Annotated in this window: 15 protein-coding genes; 4 read left to right on the top strand and 11 right to left on the bottom strand. The window is 71.9% G+C overall.

Annotated features, from left to right (window positions below):
• Positions 1 to 16 precede the first annotated feature (16 nt).
• Complete coding sequence (locus tag BMY97_RS05870; protein WP_091613620.1) at positions 17 to 586, bottom strand: TetR/AcrR family transcriptional regulator; 570 nt, start codon at positions 584 to 586, stop codon at positions 17 to 19.
• A 93-nt stretch (positions 587 to 679) separates the two neighbouring features.
• Between BMY97_RS05870 and BMY97_RS05865 the strand changes: the two genes are divergently transcribed.
• Complete coding sequence (locus BMY97_RS05865; protein WP_091613617.1) at positions 680 to 1,630, top strand: NADP-dependent oxidoreductase; 951 nt, start codon at positions 680 to 682, stop codon at positions 1,628 to 1,630.
• A gap of 10 nt (positions 1,631 to 1,640) precedes the next feature.
• Here the strand turns inward: BMY97_RS05865 and BMY97_RS05860 are convergent, their stop codons facing one another.
• The 4 genes from BMY97_RS05860 to BMY97_RS49040 all read right to left on the bottom strand — a co-directional run bounded on the left by BMY97_RS05860 (position 1,641) and on the right by BMY97_RS49040 (position 4,816).
• Positions 1,641 to 2,816 carry a ricin-type beta-trefoil lectin domain protein gene (locus BMY97_RS05860; RefSeq protein ID WP_091613614.1) on the bottom strand — a complete coding sequence of 392 codons (1,176 nt, stop codon included), beginning with the start codon at positions 2,814 to 2,816 and terminating at the stop codon, positions 1,641 to 1,643.
• A gap of 104 nt (positions 2,817 to 2,920) precedes the next feature.
• Entirely contained in the window at positions 2,921 to 4,219 is a 1,299-nt protein-coding gene (locus BMY97_RS05855) for an alpha/beta fold hydrolase (RefSeq protein WP_091613612.1), read from the bottom strand.
• A 102-nt stretch (positions 4,220 to 4,321) separates the two neighbouring features.
• A complete protein-coding gene (locus BMY97_RS05850; protein WP_091613609.1) occupies positions 4,322 to 4,666 on the bottom strand; it encodes an RNA polymerase sigma factor in 345 nt (114 codons plus the stop codon).
• Positions 4,667 to 4,693: 27 nt separating this feature from the next.
• Positions 4,694 to 4,816, bottom strand: a complete 123-nt coding sequence (locus tag BMY97_RS49040) for a hypothetical protein (RefSeq protein WP_281246879.1) — start codon at positions 4,814 to 4,816, stop codon at positions 4,694 to 4,696.
• Positions 4,817 to 5,081: 265 nt separating this feature from the next.
• Here BMY97_RS49040 and BMY97_RS05845 point away from each other — a divergent pair, with 265 nt between their 5' ends.
• Genes BMY97_RS05845 through BMY97_RS05835 form a run of 3 tightly spaced genes read left to right on the top strand, consistent with a single transcriptional unit; the run spans position 5,082 to position 7,539 of the window.
• On the top strand, positions 5,082 to 6,215 hold the full coding sequence (locus BMY97_RS05845) for a hypothetical protein (protein WP_091613606.1): 1,134 nt from the start codon (positions 5,082 to 5,084) through the stop codon (positions 6,213 to 6,215).
• Between the two features lie 47 nt (positions 6,216 to 6,262).
• Entirely contained in the window at positions 6,263 to 6,715 is a 453-nt protein-coding gene (locus BMY97_RS05840) for a MarR family winged helix-turn-helix transcriptional regulator (protein WP_091613603.1), read from the top strand.
• On the top strand, positions 6,715 to 7,539 hold the full coding sequence (locus BMY97_RS05835) for a class I SAM-dependent methyltransferase (protein ID WP_091613601.1): 825 nt from the start codon (positions 6,715 to 6,717) through the stop codon (positions 7,537 to 7,539). The genes BMY97_RS05840 and BMY97_RS05835 overlap by 1 nt, the downstream gene beginning before the upstream one ends.
• Positions 7,540 to 7,551: 12 nt before the next feature.
• Here BMY97_RS05835 and BMY97_RS05830 read toward each other — a convergent pair whose 3' ends face one another.
• The 6 genes from BMY97_RS05830 to BMY97_RS05805 form a co-directional block, all read right to left on the bottom strand.
• On the bottom strand, positions 7,552 to 8,301 hold the full coding sequence (locus BMY97_RS05830) for a DUF3592 domain-containing protein (RefSeq protein ID WP_143086129.1): 750 nt from the start codon (positions 8,299 to 8,301) through the stop codon (positions 7,552 to 7,554).
• A gap of 54 nt (positions 8,302 to 8,355) precedes the next feature.
• Complete coding sequence (locus tag BMY97_RS05825) at positions 8,356 to 9,213, bottom strand: lysozyme (protein WP_091614572.1); 858 nt, start codon at positions 9,211 to 9,213, stop codon at positions 8,356 to 8,358.
• 160 nt (positions 9,214 to 9,373) lie between these two features.
• Positions 9,374 to 10,645: a S53 family peptidase gene (locus BMY97_RS05820; RefSeq protein ID WP_091613596.1), complete on the bottom strand. Its 1,272-nt coding sequence runs from the start codon at positions 10,643 to 10,645 to the stop codon at positions 9,374 to 9,376.
• 147 nt (positions 10,646 to 10,792) lie between these two features.
• Positions 10,793 to 11,473, bottom strand: a complete 681-nt coding sequence (locus tag BMY97_RS05815; RefSeq protein WP_091613593.1) for a hypothetical protein — start codon at positions 11,471 to 11,473, stop codon at positions 10,793 to 10,795.
• Complete coding sequence (locus BMY97_RS05810; protein WP_143086128.1) at positions 11,452 to 14,220, bottom strand: glycoside hydrolase family 3 C-terminal domain-containing protein; 2,769 nt, start codon at positions 14,218 to 14,220, stop codon at positions 11,452 to 11,454. Before BMY97_RS05810 ends, BMY97_RS05815 begins: the two co-directional genes overlap by 22 nt.
• The gene (locus BMY97_RS05805; protein ID WP_091613588.1) at positions 14,217 to 18,146 is read right to left on the bottom strand and encodes a family 78 glycoside hydrolase catalytic domain; all 3,930 of its coding nucleotides are present in this window, start codon (positions 18,144 to 18,146) and stop codon (positions 14,217 to 14,219) included. The genes BMY97_RS05810 and BMY97_RS05805 overlap by 4 nt, the downstream gene beginning before the upstream one ends.
• Between the last annotated feature and the right edge of the window lie 214 nt (positions 18,147 to 18,360).

Genomic DNA, 18,360 nt, shown 5'->3' with positions numbered 1-18,360 from the left:
CGCCCGGCCGGACGCCTCAGGCGGGCCGGAGGCCGTCCATCAAGAGGTTCAGCAGACGGCCGGCCATGGCTTCGTGCCCGGGCCGGGGCGCCACGGTGAAGATGCCGATGAGGGCGGCGGCGATGTCGTCGGCGGGGACGTCGGAGCGGAGGTCGCCCGCCACCCGGCCGGCGTCGAGGATCGTGGTGATGGCCGCGAGCAGCTCGGCCCGGGTCCGGGCATGGGCGATCTCGCCCGACTCGATCATGGTGAGCAGCGTGTCGAGCATGCCGTTCTTGGTCGCGATCCAGTCACCGAACAGGTCCATCCAGCGCCGCATCGCCGCGGCCGGGGGCAGCCGGCCGAGCAGCTCGCGGGCGCCGGCCGTGAGCCGCCCGACCTGGTCCCGGTAGACCGCGTCGACCAGGGACTCGCGGGTCGGGAAGTGCCGGTAGAGCGTGGCGATGCCGACCCCGGCCTCGCGGGCGATCGCACGCATCGACGGCTCGGCGTCGGCCGACCCGAACATGCGGGTCGCCACCGCGAGCAACTGGTCGCGGTTACGGCTCGCGTCCGCCCGTGGCGCGCGCAGCTCCCCCTCAGTCAAAACGGATCACGCTCCGGTTGTGTTAGGCTGGTCCAGTTAAACGGAGCATAGTCCGTTTCATCGTTCCTCGGTTTCGAAGGAGACAAGGCGTACATGCAGCACCAGAGCGAGCAACCGGCGACGGGCCGGAGCCGGGCGGTCCGGCTGGATTCCTTCGGCGGCCCCGAAGTCCTGGACGTCCGTGAGATTCCCGCGCCGCAGGCCGGCCCGGGGCAGGTCCGGGTGCGGGTCACCGCAGCCGGGCTGAACCCGATGGACTGGATCATGACCGCCGACGCGGACACCGCCGCCCGGTTCGGCTTGAGCCTCCCGGCCGGGTTCGGGACCGACTACGCGGGAGTGGTCGACCAGGTCGGTGCCGGGGTGACCGGCTTCGCGCCCGGCGACCGGGTGTTCGGCGGCGCCCTGTCCCGCGCCATCGCCGACTTCGTGGTGGTGGACGCCGTCGGGGGCACCGCGGCCAACGAGGCGCACCACACCCCCGACGGCGTCGACGACCGCACCGCCGCCACCCTCTCGATCGCCGGCCGCACCGCGGCTGCGGCACTGGCCGTGATCGACCCCGGCCCGGACGACACCGTGCTGATCGGCGGCGCGGCGGGCGGGGTCGGCGTGTTCGCCGTCCAGCTGGCGCGGACCGCGGGAGCGCGCGTGATCGGGACCGGATCGGCGACCTCGGCCGACTTCCTGCGCGATCTCGGAGCCGAGCCGGTCACCTACGGCGACGGCCTGGCCGACCGGGTGCGAGCGCTTGGCGGGGTCACCGCCGCCATCGACCTGCACGGCACCGAAACCGTCCACACCGCAAGGGAACTCGGCCTCCCGGACGACCGCATCTGCACCATCGCCACGAAACTCGACGGCGTGCCGGCGGCCAACGGCGCGAACGCTCCCGTCGACGCGCTGGAAGAGATCGCCCGCCTGGTCGCAGAGGGTCGGCTCCGGGTGCCCATCGAGGCGAGCTTCCCGGTCGAACAGTTCCGCCCCGCCGCCGAACTCCAGGCCAGCCGGCGCGTGCACGGCAAGGTGGTCATCGACCTCTAAACAAGCGCAGTCAGGTGCCCAGGCGGAAATGCTGGGCCGCGGTCTGGTTGCAGTCGTGGATCCGCAGCCGGTCGCCCGGGGCGCCGGCGTTGTCCGGATCGTCGAGGCAGCGGCCGGACTGGGGGTTGAGCAGCGACCCATCCGCCTGCATGACCCACGTCTGCGCGCCGGAGGCGTTGCAGTCCCAGAGCTGCACCGGGGTGTTGTTCGCGGTGAGCCCGTTGTTCACGTCCAGGCATTTGCCCAGCGCCCGCAGCGTGCCGTCGCCGGGCGCGGACCAGCGTTGGGCGTCACTGGAATTGCAGGTGTACAGCTGCACCGCGGTCGCGGAGGCCGGGTCCGCGCCGGCCACGTCGGCGCACTGCCCGCCCGGCCCGCTGAGCTGGGCGGGCGGGAATCGCCAGACCTGGGTGGCCGCGGCCGAGCAGTCGGCGAGCTGGGCGATACCTCCCGCGGGAACGTCCAGGCAGCGCCCGGACTGCGGGTTCACCAGGGTGCCGTTCGCCCGGAGCTGCCAGGACTGCGCACCGGTGGTGTTGCAGGTGTAGAGCTGGACCGGCGTGCCGGCCGCGGTGTTGCCGTCGGCCGCGTCCAGGCACTTCCCGAGCACCTTGACCGCTCCCCCGGCCGGCGGGGTGACGAGCTGGCCCGCGGAATGGTCGCAAGCCTGTTGTTCGATCGGCTGCCGGTCCGCGGAAATCCCGCCGCGCACGGCAAGGCACCGGCCGTCCGGCCCCAGGACTTCGCCGGACACCGGGTTTCCCGCCGCGCTGCCGGTCAGGGTCACGGTGTGCGCGCTGCCCACCGGCAGGCTCGCCGTGTTCACCGTGACCGTGCGGGAGTCCGGGTTGTAGGCCCAGGCCGTCTCCGGCAGCTGAGCACCGTCCACCGAAACCGCAGTCGGCGCAACGGCATTGCTCAGCCGCAGGGTGTACGCGCGGGCGGTCGCGGCGCCCGGGTAGGTGCCGGTCGCGGCGCCCACGGTGAGCGTCCGGCCGGCGTCGTTCCAGGTGACCGGCGTGGTGGCGGACGGGCCCGTGCCCTCGCCGGAGTCCTGGTACAGCGAGAAGCTCCCGTCGGCGCCCGCGGCGACGCTGAGCGTGAGCTGGGTCAGCGGCTGCTGCTGGTTCTGCGTGTAGTCGGTGCGGGTCGGCAGGATTCCGCCGGATTTCACCAGCACCGGCATACTGGTCAACGGCGCCGTGATCGTCGTGGTCGACGGGCCGGTGTAGCTCGTGCCGCGGGCGCAGCGTCCACGGTTTGGAGCAAGGGAGTGGACACGCTCCCGCCTCAATGCGTGATGTCGACGCCGAGCACCACGTCAGCGGTGCGCTCCGGCTGCTCGAGCTGAGGCTGGTGCCCCGCCTCCCGGATGACGGCGAACTTCGCGCCCTCGTCGTGCTCCCCCGCGAACGACGCCGCGTACGCACGGCCGTACGCGACATCAACGATCCCGTCGCTCTCGCCCCAGGCCACCCGCACCGGCAGCCGCACGGATTCGAGCCGCGCCCGCAGCCGCGGGTCGTGCATGTACGGGTTGCCGGCGTAGCGATCCAACGCCGCCGCGTTGTCCTTCATCGCGGCGAGCTGCCCCGGCGGCATAGTGGCCGGGTCGAGCCGGAACGGGTCGGGGTCGTGGAACACGAGATCCGCCAGGCGGCTCGGCGGCTCCGCGGAAAGATCGGTGATCGGGTGCCCGTCGACGGCGATCCCGACCGCGTTCAGCAGCACGAGCCCACCGACCCGGCGAACGCCTTCGGGCGCGGTGTCGCGGGCTTCCTGCTCATCGACCCCCATCCGGGCCGCGATCCAGCCGCCCACCGAGTTGCCGGCGACGAGCACGTCACGCAGGTCGAGTGCCTCGATCAGCCGGCGGAACGCCCGGGCGAGGTCCGCGACGTCGCGCACCTGCCCGGAGCCGGGGGTCCCGTCGAACCCCGGGAGGACCGGCGTGAGCACCCGGACCCCGCGCGCGGCGAGCGCGGCGGCCAGACCGGCGACCGAGGCCGGGCCCGCGCCGCCGTGGACCAGCAGCACCGGCCGTCCGCTGCCGCGGCTCTCGACCCGGATCACCAGGTCGTCGTCGAGGTGACAGTCTTCGATTTCGACGGGCGTCGCGGGATCGTCGCCGGCGTAGGTGGTCGCGGCCTCGGTCTGGTAGTTCCCCATGATCTCGGCGATCTCCGCGCCGTTCGCCGGCCGCCCCGCCTCGGCCGCGAAGTCCCGCAGGTCCCGGAAGTACTGGACGTACAGGTCCGGGGTGAAGGTGTTCAGGATGACCGCCGGCTCGTCACCCGGGTTGGCGAAGGTGTGCGGCGCCCCCGGCGGCACCATGACCAGGCTGCCGGCCTCGGCGTCGTAAGAGTCTTCCCCCACGGTGAACCGGACCGTCCCCCGTACGACGTAGAACCCCTCGTCGTGCGCGGCGTGCCGATGCTGCGGCGGGCCGGTCACGTGCGGAGCCACGACGAGCTCCCCCACCCCCAGACGGTGGCCGGTGGTGCTGCCGTCCTCCAGGATCCTCAGCCGGATCGGCCCGTTCAGGGTGATCTCACCGGCTTCCGGCCCGACGATCGCGATGCTCGTCACGTCCGCTCCTTCATGAGAGTCAACTTGCATGCGGAGACTACGGCCTTTTCTCCGATTCGTGCAAGTCAACTCTCATAACAGCTGAACGCTCTCGTCCGTGACCTATGCGGGACGGGGACCGCAGCGGAGCCGGTCGAGACCGGTCAGGCAAGCGCCGACGGCCTTGCTCAGGACCCGGACGAACCCCTGCCCGGCGACGCCCCGCTGGGCCGCGTGCCACACCTGGCAGAACACGGCGATCACCACGTCGTCGGCCAGTGCCCCGTCGCCGATGCGCGAGCGCACGATCCACAGGACCGCCGAGCTGTAGCGGGTGACCAGGACTTCGAACGAGTCCAGGTCGCCCGTCGCGGCGCTTGCGAACAACATTTCGTCGTCCTGCGCCCGGAGAACGGCGTCCGCGCCCTCCGGCAGGCGGTGCAGGACGCTTTTCACGAGCAGGTCCACGTGATCATCCCCCTCGGCCGGAATCGGTCAGAACGCGAATGCCGCCCAGAGCATCACCCACGCGACGGCGCAGACGGCCACAACCACACCCACGATGTCGACGGCGCCGCGGAGGAACCGCCGAAATGCCGGCACACTGCGAACATTCATTTCAACTCCCCTTCCCTGCCTTGTGGTGATGATCGAACGTTACCCCGAACTCGCACAAAGTGATTGCTCATATGGGGGTCACCCGCGAAGGGGACCCAAGACCGTTAGCTCGCGGTGAAACGATGAAAAACGCACCGGAATCACCCTGATTGTGACGCGATAGACTCCCCGGAAAGTGTTTCCCGAACGGCTCAAGTAATAGTAAAAAACGGTCTGGGCCACCATGGCACGCCCGCGGCCGGGGCCGCGTGGTCTACTGCGCGTCGTGTCGCTGACTTCGGAACTGGCCGATCCCGCAAGCGTGCTCACCTCCTGGTGCGCGCGCGTCTTCACCGGCACCCCGGCCGTCGCGGCGGAGGTCGCGCGGGCGGTGGGGGACGTCAAGCCGGTGCGGCCCGCCGGGCGCGACGTCCCGCGACGGCATTGGGCGGAGATCGGCGGGGCGTTCGGGCAGCGGGTGGCCGACCTCGTGCAGCCCGCGCCGCCGTACTACGCGCTCCTGGGCCTGGTCGGCGCGCAGTGGGCGACCGGTGAATGGGCGCACCGGCAGGCCGCCGCCTACCCGACCCACCGCGATCTGCCCGAGGAGTACCGCGCGCGGGCGCTGTTCGTCCGGCCCGCGGCGACCACGTGGCTCGACCTCGGCGACCCGTTCCCTGCCGCCGAAGCGGTGCCCGGCACGGAAGCGGTCTGGGGCGAGCTGCTCGAACGCTCGCGCGGCTACCTCGCCGAGCACGCGCCGCCCGGCACCCTCGCCCAGCCGGGCGCCGAAGCCGGGCTGGCGCGCACGAACTGGGTGCTCTCGGCGTGTGAGGACATCTACCGCTCCGGCGGCATCGACCCCCGCCTCGCCCGCGCCGTCGACGGCGGTGCCCCGACCGTCGACCTCCTGCGGGGGCTGGCCGGCGAGGACCAGGTGGCCGAGCTGGTGCGGCTCGCCCAGCGGCTGCACGAACGCGGCGCGCTGTGGGAGATGCGCGCACTCGCCGGAAACCCGCCCGAGGGCCGTCAGCTCGGCATCGCCGGCCCGACCATCGTGCCCGGCTGGGCCGACGGCGACATCCTGCTCGGCGCCATCGACCCGGAAACCGGCGTCGACGAGCGCGGCGCGACCCTGGTGGACGTCAAGACGGTCGCCGCCGTCCGCGATCCCGCCCGCGTCGGGCGCTGGCTGTGGCAGGTCCTGCTCTACGCGTGGCTCGACACCGGCGGCCGGTACGACATCCGCCGCACGGGCCTGCTGCTCGCCCGCCACGGCACCCTGCTCACCTGGCCGGTCGACGAGCTGGCGGCCAAGCTGCTCGGCGGCCCGGAAACCACGGAGTACCGGCGCGACGAGGCCCGCGAGCTCGTCGGCCGGATCCTGGCGTCGGTCGGCCTGGAACTGCCACCGGCCTAGCGTTCAAGGCGTTGACCGTTAAGTAGTTAACAGTTAATGTCCTCAACATGGAGCACGCGGAAGGACCCCTCGACCGGCTGAGGATCATCCACTGGGCCCAGGTGCAGGCGGGCCAGGAGTGGATTCGCACCCGGGGCCTCAGCCTGCAGCAGGCGTTCGTCCTGAGCTACCTCGCGGAGCACCCCGGCGCCATCCAGCGCGACATCGCCCAGGCGACCCGGACGAGCGCGGCCAACGTCTCCGGTGTCCTGCGGGGCCTCCAGGCCCGGAACCTCGTCGAACGCCGTTACGAGGACGGCGACGAACGCAGCAAGCGCGTCTTCGCGACCGACGCCGGGGTCGAGCTCATCGCCGGGCGCGACGAGGCGATGGCCGCGGTGGACGAATCGATCCTCGCCCCGCTCACGAAGCCGGAGCGGGCGGCTTTCCGGAAGCTGCTTGGCAAGATCACCGCCGGTCTGCCGGACCCCGGCGACCAGAATCCCCCGAAGGAATCCTGATGACCACACGGGAAAACCCGCTGCTGACGATGATCCGCGAGGTCTGCGCCCTCGGCCGCGTCGAGTTCGAGCGGCCGCACACCGCCGAAGGCGACCCCGACGCCGGCCGCGCGCTCGTCCGGGGACTGCGAGCGCTGGACCCGGCCGGCGAGCCCAGCGACATCTCCCTGTCCCTCGACCTGCTGGCGCCCCGCGCGCCGTACTTCGACCAGCTCGTCCTGGCTGCCATCGCGGCGGGAGTCCCGCAGGTCGTCAACCTCGGGGCCGGTTACGACGACCGCGCGCTGCGGTTCCGGCACTCCGGCGCGACGTTCTTCGACCTCGACCGGCCCGCCGTCATCGCGGACAAGGTCGGCCGGCTCGAAGCGACGGGCACCGACACCAGCCACGCCATCCCCGTCGGGCTGGACTTCCGGACCGACGAGGTCGGCGAAGCCCTCGCCCGCGCAGGCCACGACGCCGCCCGCCCGACCCTCTTCATCGCCGAACACCTCGCCCTGTTCCTCGAACCAGGTGACGTCCTCGCACTCATGGCGGGGCTCTCCGGCCGTGCCGCGGAAGGCAGCACGCTGGCCCTCACCGCCGAAGTGCACCCCGCCGGCCTCGATTCCGATCGGGTTGTCGCCGTGGTGGACCAGGAGATGTTCGGTGGCTGCGGACCGCTTCACACGGTCCTGGACCGCGACGGCTGGCTGGCGCTGTTCGCCAAGACCGGCTGGACGGTCCAAGGCCCCGACGAGGTGACGGCGGTCGACCACTTCGCGCTGCCCGTGGCCGGACAGCCGGTTCAGATCCAGACGCAGTTCCTCACCGCGACCGTCTGACCTGTGCCCGGGTCAGTGGCCCGACCGGCCGAACAGCCCGGAGAACTGCCGCTCGGCTTCGTCGAACTGCTGCTGGGTGAGGCGGCCGTCGCGGACCATCGCGCGCAGCTGGTCCAGCGCGGTGTCCAGGCCGTGGGCGCTCGCTTCGTGGATGTGCGACGCGAGGTCGCTCGGGACGCCGTCGGACCCGGACACCGTGCTCGTGGTGAACACCGCTGGCCCGCTCGACGCGGTTTTCCCCTGCCGCCGGAACATCTCGTCGATCCAGGCCTGCCGCTTCCGGTCCGCGCGCCGCGCCAGGTCGGCGGCGAGCGCGGTCAGGTCGTCGGCCACCACGGCCTTCGCCGGGTCGGCCAGGTCGTAGGCGATCGTGGCGGGGGTGCCCGCGGGCAGCGCCGCCGTGGTCCGCTCGACCGCGCGGATCGGCGTGCCGGCCGACCGCGACTCGAAGGTCAGCTTCCGCACCGCGTGCCCGTTCACCCTGGTCCCGGTGTAGGACACGTCGACCAGCAACGCGGGCACGCGTGAACCGGTGTCCAGCAGCCTCCGGCGGGTCCGGGCCGCCACCCGCCAGCGGACCAGCAACGCGGCCGTCGTGGCCACGATCCCCACCGCGACCAAGCCGAAGCCGGCCGTCAGCACCAGCAGGACCGGCTCCGGCGTGATCAGGTACGCGCGGCCGAACACCAGCGACAAGGGCGCAGACCACACCAACTGGACAAGCAGGACCACCACAACGATCCAGCGGGTGCTACGCGGCATGAAGTGAATTTAGCCAGCCCAGCGCCCGAGTCAATCGGCCGGTCGGACGTCTCGTCAGGCCGCGGCGGCGGACGGGCCCGCGGCCAGGGCCTCGACCCGGCCCATCGGCCCGTTGTAGTAGTTCTGGTCGCCGGGCAGGCTGCCCGACCGCGAGAACTGCCAGATGCTCTGCTTGTCCCAGCCCGCGGGCAGTTCCCCCACCTGCGGCGCGTAACGGGCGAGCCACAGCGGGTCGGTGTTGCCGAAGCGGCCCGTGTTGCCGGTGCAGAGCTTCCACCACGCGGTGCTGGTGTAGATCAGCGCGCTGCGCTTCTCCTTCGCCAGGTAGGTGCTGGTGAAGTCGGCGATCCAGTTCGTCATGTCCGCCGGGCTCTTGCCGTAACAAGCGTCGCCGTACGGGTTGTACTCGAGGTCGACCGCGCCCGGCAGTGTCTTGCCGTCGCCGTTCCAGCCGCCGCCGTTCGCGATGAAGTACTCGGCCTGCTGCGCACCGGTGGAGACGTCCGGGCGGGCGAAGTGGTAGGCGCCGCGGATGATCCCGGCGCCGTGCGCGCCGTTGTACTGCGCGCCGAACTGCGGGTTGACGAACCCGGTGCCCTCGGTGGCCTTCACGTAGGCGAACCGCGCGCCCGAGCCGCTGGCCGCCGGCCAGTCGACCGGGCCCTGGTGCCCGCTGACGTCGTGGCCCAGGGTCTGGTCGCCGCTCACGTCCGCGCGGGCGGTGTCCGGGCGGCCGTGCACGCCCTCGTGCGCCTCGATCTGCGAGCCCGCGTAGTTCCCGGCGGCCCGCGAATAGTCGGCGGCGGCCGCGGGACCCGCGGTGATCAGCCCCCACGGCAGCGCGGCGACGGCCGCGAGCAGCAGCCCGGCCCGCCATCGTCGGCTCCGCTCGTTTCCCGGCAGTTCGCGCATTCCGGCTCCGATCTCGGCACTGGCAGGTCCGGTGATCATGGTGCCCGCGCCGTAGCGTCCCCGCTTGCTCGCCGTCACCCGTTCGTGGTCATCCGGACGGGAACGGGGCCGCCGGACCAGGTCGTGCCCGGTCCGGCGGCCCCGCGGAAATCCTGGTGGCTCAGCCGATCTGCTGCACCAGCGCCGGGACGAACTTGGCCGCGTCGAGGGTGCCCCAGCCGGACACGATGTCGAAGCCCTTGCCCGCCTCGTAGCCGTCCACGCCGTCCGTGGCGTTGCTGCCCGAGGTCACGTCGACCAGGCCGTTGGTCTCCGCGCCGGCACCGATCTTGTACAGCGCCGGGTTGATGAAGCCCAGTCCCTTGCCCGCCTTCTGCGAGGCGAGCGCGACCACCGCGGCGAACAGCGGCGAGGACTGCGAGGTGCCCGACGTGCCGAGCAGCGAGATGTCCGGCAGCGAACGCCCGGTGGCCTTGGTGGTCTGGTCCACGTCGGCCTGCCAGTCCGGCGCGGGGTACTCGTGCGACACGCCGCCGCCCGAGAGCGGCCACACCGTGTCGGGCGAGGTCCGGGTGCCGGTGGAGTCCGTGTGCAGCACGGTGCCGCCGACCGCGGTCACGTAGGAGTTCGCGGCCGGGAAGCTCACGACCTTCTTGCCCCACGGCGTGTTGTCCTTCTTCGTGCCGGTCGAGCCGTCGTCGCCGGTGGAGGCGGTGACCGTGATGCCCGCGTCGGTCGCCTTCTTGAAGTGCGCGTCGAGGCCGTGCAGCTGCGCGGAGCTGTCGAAGTCGTCCTCCGGCGTGCCGAGGCTCATCGAGATCACGTTCGCGGAATGGTGGTCGGCCAGGTAGTCGATGGCCGTCATCATGTCCGGGAACCCGTCGATGCCCTGGGTCTCCGAGGTCGGCGTGGCGACGACCAGGATCTTCGCCTTCGGCGCCAGCGTGTGGAACATGGCGACGTCGAGGTCGGTCTCGCCGCCCCAGCTGGAGCAGTCGGCGGGCGTGCCGGGGTCGCCGCACGCCGGGACCTTGCCCGCGGGCTCGACGATCTGGACGTCGGCGGCGGGCAGGCCGTGCGACTTCGAGTAACTGTCTATGTAGGACTGGATGTCCTTGTCCCCGTACGAGACGACCGTCGCCAGCGTGGTGCCGGTGCCGTCGATTCCCTGGTCGTACAACGGTTTCGTGTCGTAGGAGGTCTGGAGGCTGTTGCCGGCCGCGGCGAGCGCGCGGTCGGTCAGCGCCGCCCGCTCCTGCGGCGACTTCGCCCCGCCCAGCAGCGACGCCGCCGAGCTGAACTGGTGGTGCTTGGCCACCGGCGCGGCGGTCGCCGGCGCTCCGGCGGCGCACAGCGACAGGGCGGCAGCAGCCCCCACAGTCAGCGCGAGGGTCCGGCGCGCACGAGAGTTCTTGCCGAGCTGAGCAGCCATTCTGTTCCTTCCGGCGGCTCCCGCGGGTGCGGGATTTTCGGGGTGTACCACCGGATTAAAACTCTCCCACCCCACGGCTGCCACGGCCATTGGTCGCGGATGCCCCCAAGCGGTCAGCAAGAGGACGAAGTGGACAGCGGCTGGCGCTCAGGCCCCGCTGAACGCCGTCGCGAACACGTGCAGCTGCTTGGCCACCGGCAGGGTCACGAAGGCGGCCTGCTTCCCCGCCGTGAGCGGCACCGACGCCGCGTACAGGCTCACCTTCTGATCGTGTGGGTAGGTGCTCCCCGCCGGCCGGTTCCAGTACGGCGCGGTGGCCACCAGCACGCAGCCGTCGACGGCCTGGTTGGCGTACCAGTCCGCGACGGTGAGCGTCGAGGTGGACGTGGTGCCGTCGGTGTAGGTCACGGTCACCGGGCCGCTCTGGGTGCCGTTGGTGCCGGCGGCGAGGAAGGACAGCGCCGAGCCCGAGCCGGGCAGGGCGATGCTCTGGCCGGCGGCCGTCACGGTGTCGGCCTGGCCCGCCGGGACGGCCGGCCAGGTGAACGTCGCCGGGCCGGAGTGCACCTGGCCACCCGGGCTCACGCCGACGGAAGCGAGTGCCTGCGCGGAGAAGCTGAAGCCGGCGCCGTCGAGGTTGCCCGGGGCCGGGTTCGCGTCGTCGGTCACGCCGACGTCGGTGTACGCGGCGGCCAGGCTCGGGTAGGACACCTGCACGGTCGCCGTCCCGGCACCGGTCGAACCGCCCGCGTACCGCGTGGTGCCCGCGAGGTTCGCCGGGCCGGGCGCCGCGGCGGGCGCGGCGGTCACCGACCAGGTCGTGGCCACCGTCTGTCCTGATCGGACGGTCCGCGAGAGCGCCGGGTGCGCGGCGTCGCGGTCCAGCCCTTCGGCACCGAAAGGCTGGTCACGGCGTCGCGCACCGGCTCGGTGGCGCCATTGGTGAAGGTGGTGGTCACCGCGAACGTCTTGCCGCCGGTCGCGATCGCCGGCGCGGTCACCTTGGTGAACCGCGGCCCGGACGTCCGGTCGACGCGGAAGCCACCCGAAAGCGGCAGGTTCCGCGAGGAGTCGCCGACGCGGACGGTGTACTGGCCGGCGCCGAGTGCCCACGCGTGCGCGTCACTGCTCCAGTACGACGCGTCCTGCGCGGTGACGGCGAACTGCACCCGTTTCGTCTGCTGCGGCTGGAGATCGACCTTCTGGAAGCCCTTGAGCTGGCTGCCCGGCTCGCCGGTGGCCGCGGGGTCGCCCAGGTAGAGCTGCGCCACCTCCGAGCCCGCCCGCGCGCCGGTGTTGGTGACGTCGGCGCTGACCTGGATCCGCCCGTTCTCGCCCAGTGTGGGGCCGTCGACCTTCAGGTTGGAGAACCGGAAGCTGGTGTAGGACAAGCCATAGCCGAACGGGTAGAGCGGGGCGAGCTTCTGCTGGTCGTACCAGCGGTAGCCGACGTCGAGCCCTTCCGAGTACTGGACCTTGCCGTCGACGCCGGGCCACTGCTGTGGCGTCGAGGCGGGCACCTGGTCCAGCGACGCCGGGAAGGTGACCGGGAGCTTGCCCGACGGCGTGGTGTCGCCGAAGAGCAGCGAAGCGATGGCGTTACCCGATTCCTGGCCGGGGTACCACGCTTCGAAGACGCCCTTGACCTTCGCCAGCCACGGCATGGTCACCGCGGAGCCGGTGTTGAGCACGACGACGGTGTTCGGGTTGGCCGCCGCGACGGCGTCGATCAGCTTGTTCTGGTCGGCCGGCAGGCTGATGTCGGCGAGGTCGCTGCCCTCGGACTCGTAGTCGTTGGCGTAGACGACCGCGACGTCGGACTTCGCGGCGAGCGCGGCCGCCTCCCCGACCGGGTCCTGGCCCGGGGGCAGCCAGCCGAGGGTGACGGTCGAGTCGCCGCCGCCCTGGTAGTAGTCGACCTCCACCTGCACCGGCTGACCCGCGGTGAGCGGGAGCTGCGCGGTCTTCGTGGCCGCGCCGTGGTCGCCCCAGTTGTCGATCACCGTCTGCCCGTTGACCAGCAGCCTGCTGCCGTCGTCGCTGGTCAGCCCGAGGGTGTACGTGCCGGTCGTGGGCGGGGTGAGCGCGCCGGTCCACTTGGCCGAGAAGTTCGTCGCGGGCAGGCCGGGCGCGGGTGTCGTGCCGGTCCAGGTGAAGTCGACCTGCGGGTCGGTCCGGGTGACGGCGGGGGCGCCGGACGAGTCCGTGTTCGGGTAGTAGGCGCCCTGCAGGCCGTGGCCGGTGCCGGACGGCGGTGTCAGGTAGTCGCTCTCGATCGCCGGGAGCGCGCTGCCCTGGCCGAGGTTGCCCTGCGCGTAGGCCACCGTGGCGCCGGATCCGGCGCGCGCCTTGATCCCGTCGAACGGCGTGACGGTGCCGGTGCCCGCGATGTGCGCGCTGCCGCCGCCGGAGCTGAGCGTGTTCTTGCCCGCGCCGTCGCCGATGACCGCGATGGAGTGCACCTTCGCCGAGTCCAGTGGCAGCAGGCCGCCGTCGTTCTTCAGCAGGACCGTGCCGTCTTCGGCGGCCTTCTTCGCCACGTCGAGGTGCGCCGGGGTCGACGCGGGCGCGCCCGGGGTGTCGGGTGACGGGTGCTCGAACAGCCCGAAGCGGAACTCCTCTCGCAGGATCCGGCCGACCATGTCGTCCAGCCGGGACTGCGGTACCTGTCCATTTTGGACGGCCGTCTTCAACGCGGTGCCGAAGAAGTCCTGGCCGGGCATCTCCATGTCCATCCCGGCGTTCGCCGAGCCGGCCGCGCTGTGCGTGCCGCCCCAGTCCGAGGTGATGAAGCCGTCGAAGCCGAAGTCCTGCTTGAGGATGGCGTCGAGGTAGGAGTTCTCGCACGCGTACGTGCCGTTGATCGAGGAGTAGGAGCACATCGCCGAGGACGGCTTCGCCTGGTCGACCACCGTGCCGAACGCGCTGGCGTAGATCTCGTGCACGGTGCGGTCGTCGATCACCGCGTTGTCGGCGGTGGTGTTGCGGCTGGTCTCCTGGTTGTAGACCGCCCAGTGCTTCACCTGCGCCATCACGCCCTGGGACTGCACGCCCTCGATGTCGGCGGCGCCCATCTGCCCGGCCAGGTACGGGTCCTCGCTGTAGGACTCGAACGCCCGGCCCCAGCGCGGGTCGCGGACGATGTTGATGGTCGGGCCGAGGTCGACGTCGACCCCCTTGGCCTTGTCCTCGGCGCCGATCACCGACCCGTAGGTCTTGGCCAGCGAGGAGTCGAACGAGGCGGCGACGGAAGACGCGGCGGGCAGCTGAGTGGTGTTGCCGAGGTTCACCCCGAGCGGGCCGTCCTCCATCTTCAGCGACGGCACGCAGAGCCGGTCGTTGCCCGCGACGCGGCCGGTGTAGCCGCCGGTCGCCGTCCCGTGCACCATCGTGATCTTCTGGTCGAGCGTCATCTGCCCGAGGACCTGCGCGACCCGGGTGCCGATCGGCGCCGTCGAGCCCACCCAGGGGCAGCCCGGCGTCGAAGCGGCCTCGGCGGTGGCGGGAATTGTGGCGGGCAAGGCGGTGCCGGCGATCAGCACGGCCGCGATCAGAGCTGCTCCACGCCGCGTCACGGCGTCACCTCCGCGATCCTCGTGTAACTGTTCTGTGCGGCCGAAACGACGATCCGCACCTGGTTCGTGGTCACCGGCGCGCCGAACGGCACCCACCGGTACACCGAGGCATTGCCGGTCACGTGCGCCTGCTCGGCCCACTGCGCGCCGTCCCACGTCGACACGGTGAAGTCGGTCGGCACGCCGTCGGGGTGGGACGCGAAGCCGACGCCGGTCAACGCGGTCGCGGCGGGGGCCGTCACGGTGAGCGTGTCCGGGTACGCGTTGTCGGTGTCGTCGTTCCAGAAGGTCGCCAGGTCGTGGTCGACGGCGTTGGCCGCGACATACGTCCGCGTCGCACCGTCGACGGTGTTGGGCGGGTGCTCGCTCGAGGCCGACGCCGTGGTGCCGCTCGCCCAGCTGCCGAACACCGGGATGGTGACCGTGGCCGTCCCGTTCGCGCCGCCCGGTGCCTTCGCCGTGATCGTCACCGGGTACAGGCCGCTCTTCGTGCCGGCCGGCACGGTGACGTGAACCGTGGCCGAGGCCGTGGAAGTGGCCGGGAACAACGGGATCCGGTCCGGCGTGGCCGTCGCGGTCCAGCCGGCCGGGGCCTGGGCGCCCAGCGTCGCCGAACCGGCGGCGGTGGAGCGGCCCTCCAGGACCACAGGGACATCGCCACCGCCGCCCGAGGTGATCGCGGCGGGGGTGCCGGCGGTCAGCCTGAGCTGGGTGAACGGGGTCTGCGGCGGGGTGACGGTGAAGGTGTAGTCACCCGAGCCCGCGGTCAGGGTCAGCGCCTCATCGTCGGCCGCGCCGACGGCGAGCCCGGGGTCGGGCTGGGCCGCGTGGCCGTAGATCGTGCGGCCGCCCTCTCGCACCGAGGACTGCTTGCCGCCCGGCAACGGCAGCCGGATGGTCGCCGTCGCCCCGACCGGGACTGTCGCGTGGTAGGTCAGCGTGCTGCCGTCCCGTTGCCACGAGCTGAGGATCGTGCCCCGGACTGTCTCCTGCTTCGCGGAGGCGTGGGTCAGGTTGCCGGCCACGGCGGGCGCGAGGGTGAACTCGCGGTAGCCCGGCGCGCCCGGCTGGATTCCGCCCAGCTGCTGGTAAAACCACTGCCCGATCGCGCCGCCGAGTCCGATGTGGTCTTTCGACGAGGTCCCGTCCGGCGCCGAGGAGTTGTCCCACTTCTCCCAGATCGTGCCCGGGCCCTGGTCGACCATGTAGCCGAAGCTCGGGTAGTCGGTGCGCTGGGCGATCGCGAGCGCGACGTCGTTGCGCTGGTAGCGGCCCAGGGCCTGGAACACCAGTGTGGTGCCGACGAACCCGGTGGTGACGTGGTTCCGGTGCGCCGCGAGGTCGGCGACCAGCCGGTCCGCGGTGGCCTGCTCCCGGCCGGCCGGGACGAGCCCGAACACCAGCGGCAGCGCGTACGAAAGCTGGGTGCCGGTGCCGAAGACGCCGGTGTCCGGGGCGAAATAGCGCTTGAGGAAGCCGGCCGCGATCTGCCCGGCGAGCGCGGTGTAGTGCGCGGCGTCGGCGGTTTTCCCCAGCGCCGTGGCCATTTTCGCGAGCAGGGTCGTGTCGAGGTAGGAGAAGCCGGTCTGGAAGTAGCTGTGCGGGGTGCTGACCGTCGACAGCCAGTCGTCGCCCCACGAGGTCGGCGCGTTGACCACGATGTGGTCGCCGTCGCTGATCGTGCCGAGGTAGTCCACCCAGGCTCGCACGTCCGCGTAATGCGTGGCGAGCAGGCCGGTGTCGCCGTACTGGGTGTAGGAGTCCCAGACGATCTGCGGGTACGCGGTGCCCCAGGCCGGGTCGGTGCGCCAGTCCGTGCGGCCGCCGGTGGGCGCGACCGAAGGCACGCTGCCGTCGGCGTTGCGGCTGGTGACGATGTCGCCGAGCCACTTGCCGTACAGCGACTGGAGGTCGAAGCCGGCCAGCGCCTCCTGGTCCGAATCCCCCGCGTCGCCGAGCCAGCCGTGCTTTTCCCGGGTCGGGCAGTCCATCGGCATGGTCTCGAGGTTGTTCAGCTGGGTCTGCGCGACGGCGGCCCGGATCTTGTCGAGCCCCGGGTCGGAGGTGCTGAACGCGCCGGTCGCCGGCACGTCGGTGTGGATCTCCTGCGCGGTCACGGTGACCGCCGCGTCGTCCGGGACTCCGGTCAGCTCCAGGTAACGGAACCCGGCGTAGTTGAAGTGCGGCCGGTAGGTCTCGGTGCCGCCGCCGCGGAAGGTGTAGCGGTCAGTCTGCCGCTGCGTGTCGGTGGCGCTGAAGCTGATGTTCGCGGTCGAGACCCGCCCGGCCGCGTCGAGGATCTCGCCCTTCTTCAGCACCGCGGTCGTCCCGGCGGGCTGGGCGGCCTTCAGCGTCGCCTGGCCGGTGCGGTTCTGGCCGAAGTCGTAGACGCGCACCCCCGCGGCCGGCCGGGTTTCCTTGACCGGCGCGAAGTCCGCGACCACGCGGGTAGCCGGGGACGGGTCCGCTTGCAGCTGGGTGAGGCCGCTGTCGGTCACCGCCGGATGCGGCGCGTAGACGCCGATCTCGGCCAGCCGGAAGGTGCAGCTGGTGCCGATGCACGGCAGCTTCGTCGCGGTGACCCGCACGTACCGGCCCGTGACGTCCGCGGGCAGGGTGACCGGAGCGGTGCCCGGGTTGGCCTGGTCCGCGCCGGTCCGGTCGGCGACGGTCACCGAGGTGGCGAACGAGGGGTCGTCGCCGACCTGAACCCGGTAGCGCACCGGGAATCCCGCGCCGGCGAAGTCACCCGCCGGATCGTTCGTCGGACGCGCGGGGAACAGGGACACCGAGCCCAGCCGCTGCGAGGCGCCGAGGTCGGTCTGCACCCACTTGGTGGCGTCCGCGGCCGGTTCGATGGCCGAGTGGTAGCCCTCCGACGCGTCGGAGGAACCGTCGATGCCGTCTGTCGCGGCCGCCGGGGACCAGCCGCAGCAGGTGGTCGTGTCCGAGGCGGTCACCGGCTTGCCCACCGCGAGACTCTGAAGGTGCGAAGCCGGGGCGACGGCGTGGGCGGCGGGCCAGGCGCCCGCGTCGAAACCGGCCGAGTCCCAGCCCGGGATCTCCTGGCGGGCGTCGTAGGACTCGCCGTTGTAGAAGTCGTCAGCGGTGATCGGGCCGGCGTGGGTCTTCCAGTCCGGACCGGTGCCGAACTGCGCGGAGGAGCCGTCGGTGTAGGTGACATCGACCTGGGCCACGAGGGTCGGACGCCCGGCGAACTGGCCCTTCGCGGTCATGAACGCGAGCGCGTTGGGGCCGGGCTTGAGCAGGCTCGTCACGTCGAAGTCGCGGTAGAGCACGCGGGAGGCGTAGTCGGTGACCGAGGAGTCGAGCACCCGGTCCGGTTCGACCGGCGCGCCGTTCAGGTGCGGCTCGGCGATCCCCTGCGCGCCGAAGTACAGCCGCGCGCGGGCGACCGGCTTGGCCACGTCGAAGCGGCCGCGGACGAGCGCGCCGTCGTCGGCCTGAAGCCACCACGCGGACCAGTCGGCCGGGTTCAGCAGACCGGTGTCGAACCGCGCGGGCGCCGACCACGGGGACTCCGCGCCTTCCCGGTTCCACGTCCGCACGGACCACTCGTAGGTCTGGTTACTCGCCAAGGCCGGACCGGTGACGTCGATCGAATCGGCCGAGCCGACCCGGCCGGAGTCCCAGTGGCTGTGGGCGCTGTCGACCCGGATTTGGTACGCCGTCTGGGTTTCCGCCCGGCCTGAGTCGTTCACGGTCCAGGCGAACTTCGGACGCGGGCTGTCGATGAGCGCGTCGGCGGCCTGTCCCCCGGCGCGCAGGGCCGTCGGTGCGAGCGGCCGTCCGTGGGCCGTCTCCGGCTCCGCGGACGCGAGGGCGGGCACCGCCGCGGCGACGAGCGCCACGGCCAGCGCGCCGAACCAGACCCGGGCCGAACCCGAAAATCCCGACCGGCGCATGAACGTCTCCCGCCGTTGTCAAAACGTTTCACCCAGCCGGGATCTGTCTACCGCCACGGCCGGGCGGAAAACAACGAACGGGGCCAAAGCTGTCCGGATGTGGCCAGCGGAAACCACCGCATCCGCCGCTTGACAGGCCGGCCCTGCGCCGAATGGCGCAGGGCCGGCCTGGGATTCCACTGTGGACACGAGACGGTGCCCGGCACCGTCGCCC

The organism is Amycolatopsis saalfeldensis (genome assembly GCF_900110575.1).
Taxonomy (GTDB): domain Bacteria; phylum Actinomycetota; class Actinomycetes; order Mycobacteriales; family Pseudonocardiaceae; genus Amycolatopsis; species Amycolatopsis saalfeldensis.
This window is presented reverse-complemented; position numbering and strand designations above follow the sequence as displayed.

Coding starts and splice junctions, on each gene's coding strand:
- BMY97_RS05865 (WP_091613617.1), top strand. CDS start 680: ATGCAGCACCAGAGCGAGCAACCGGCGACGGGCCGGAGCCGGGCGGTC.
- BMY97_RS05860 (WP_091613614.1), bottom strand. CDS start 2,816: ATGCCGGTGCTGGTGAAATCCGGCGGAATCCTGCCGACCCGCACCGAC.
- BMY97_RS49040 (WP_281246879.1), bottom strand. CDS start 4,816: ATGAATGTTCGCAGTGTGCCGGCATTTCGGCGGTTCCTCCGCGGCGCC.
- BMY97_RS05840 (WP_091613603.1), top strand. CDS start 6,263: ATGGAGCACGCGGAAGGACCCCTCGACCGGCTGAGGATCATCCACTGG.
- BMY97_RS05835 (WP_091613601.1), top strand. CDS start 6,715: ATGACCACACGGGAAAACCCGCTGCTGACGATGATCCGCGAGGTCTGC.
- BMY97_RS05830 (WP_143086129.1), bottom strand. CDS start 8,301: ATGCCGCGTAGCACCCGCTGGATCGTTGTGGTGGTCCTGCTTGTCCAG.
- BMY97_RS05825 (WP_091614572.1), bottom strand. CDS start 9,213: ATGCGCGAACTGCCGGGAAACGAGCGGAGCCGACGATGGCGGGCCGGG.
- BMY97_RS05820 (WP_091613596.1), bottom strand. CDS start 10,645: ATGGCTGCTCAGCTCGGCAAGAACTCTCGTGCGCGCCGGACCCTCGCG.
- BMY97_RS05805 (WP_091613588.1), bottom strand. CDS start 18,146: ATGCGCCGGTCGGGATTTTCGGGTTCGGCCCGGGTCTGGTTCGGCGCG.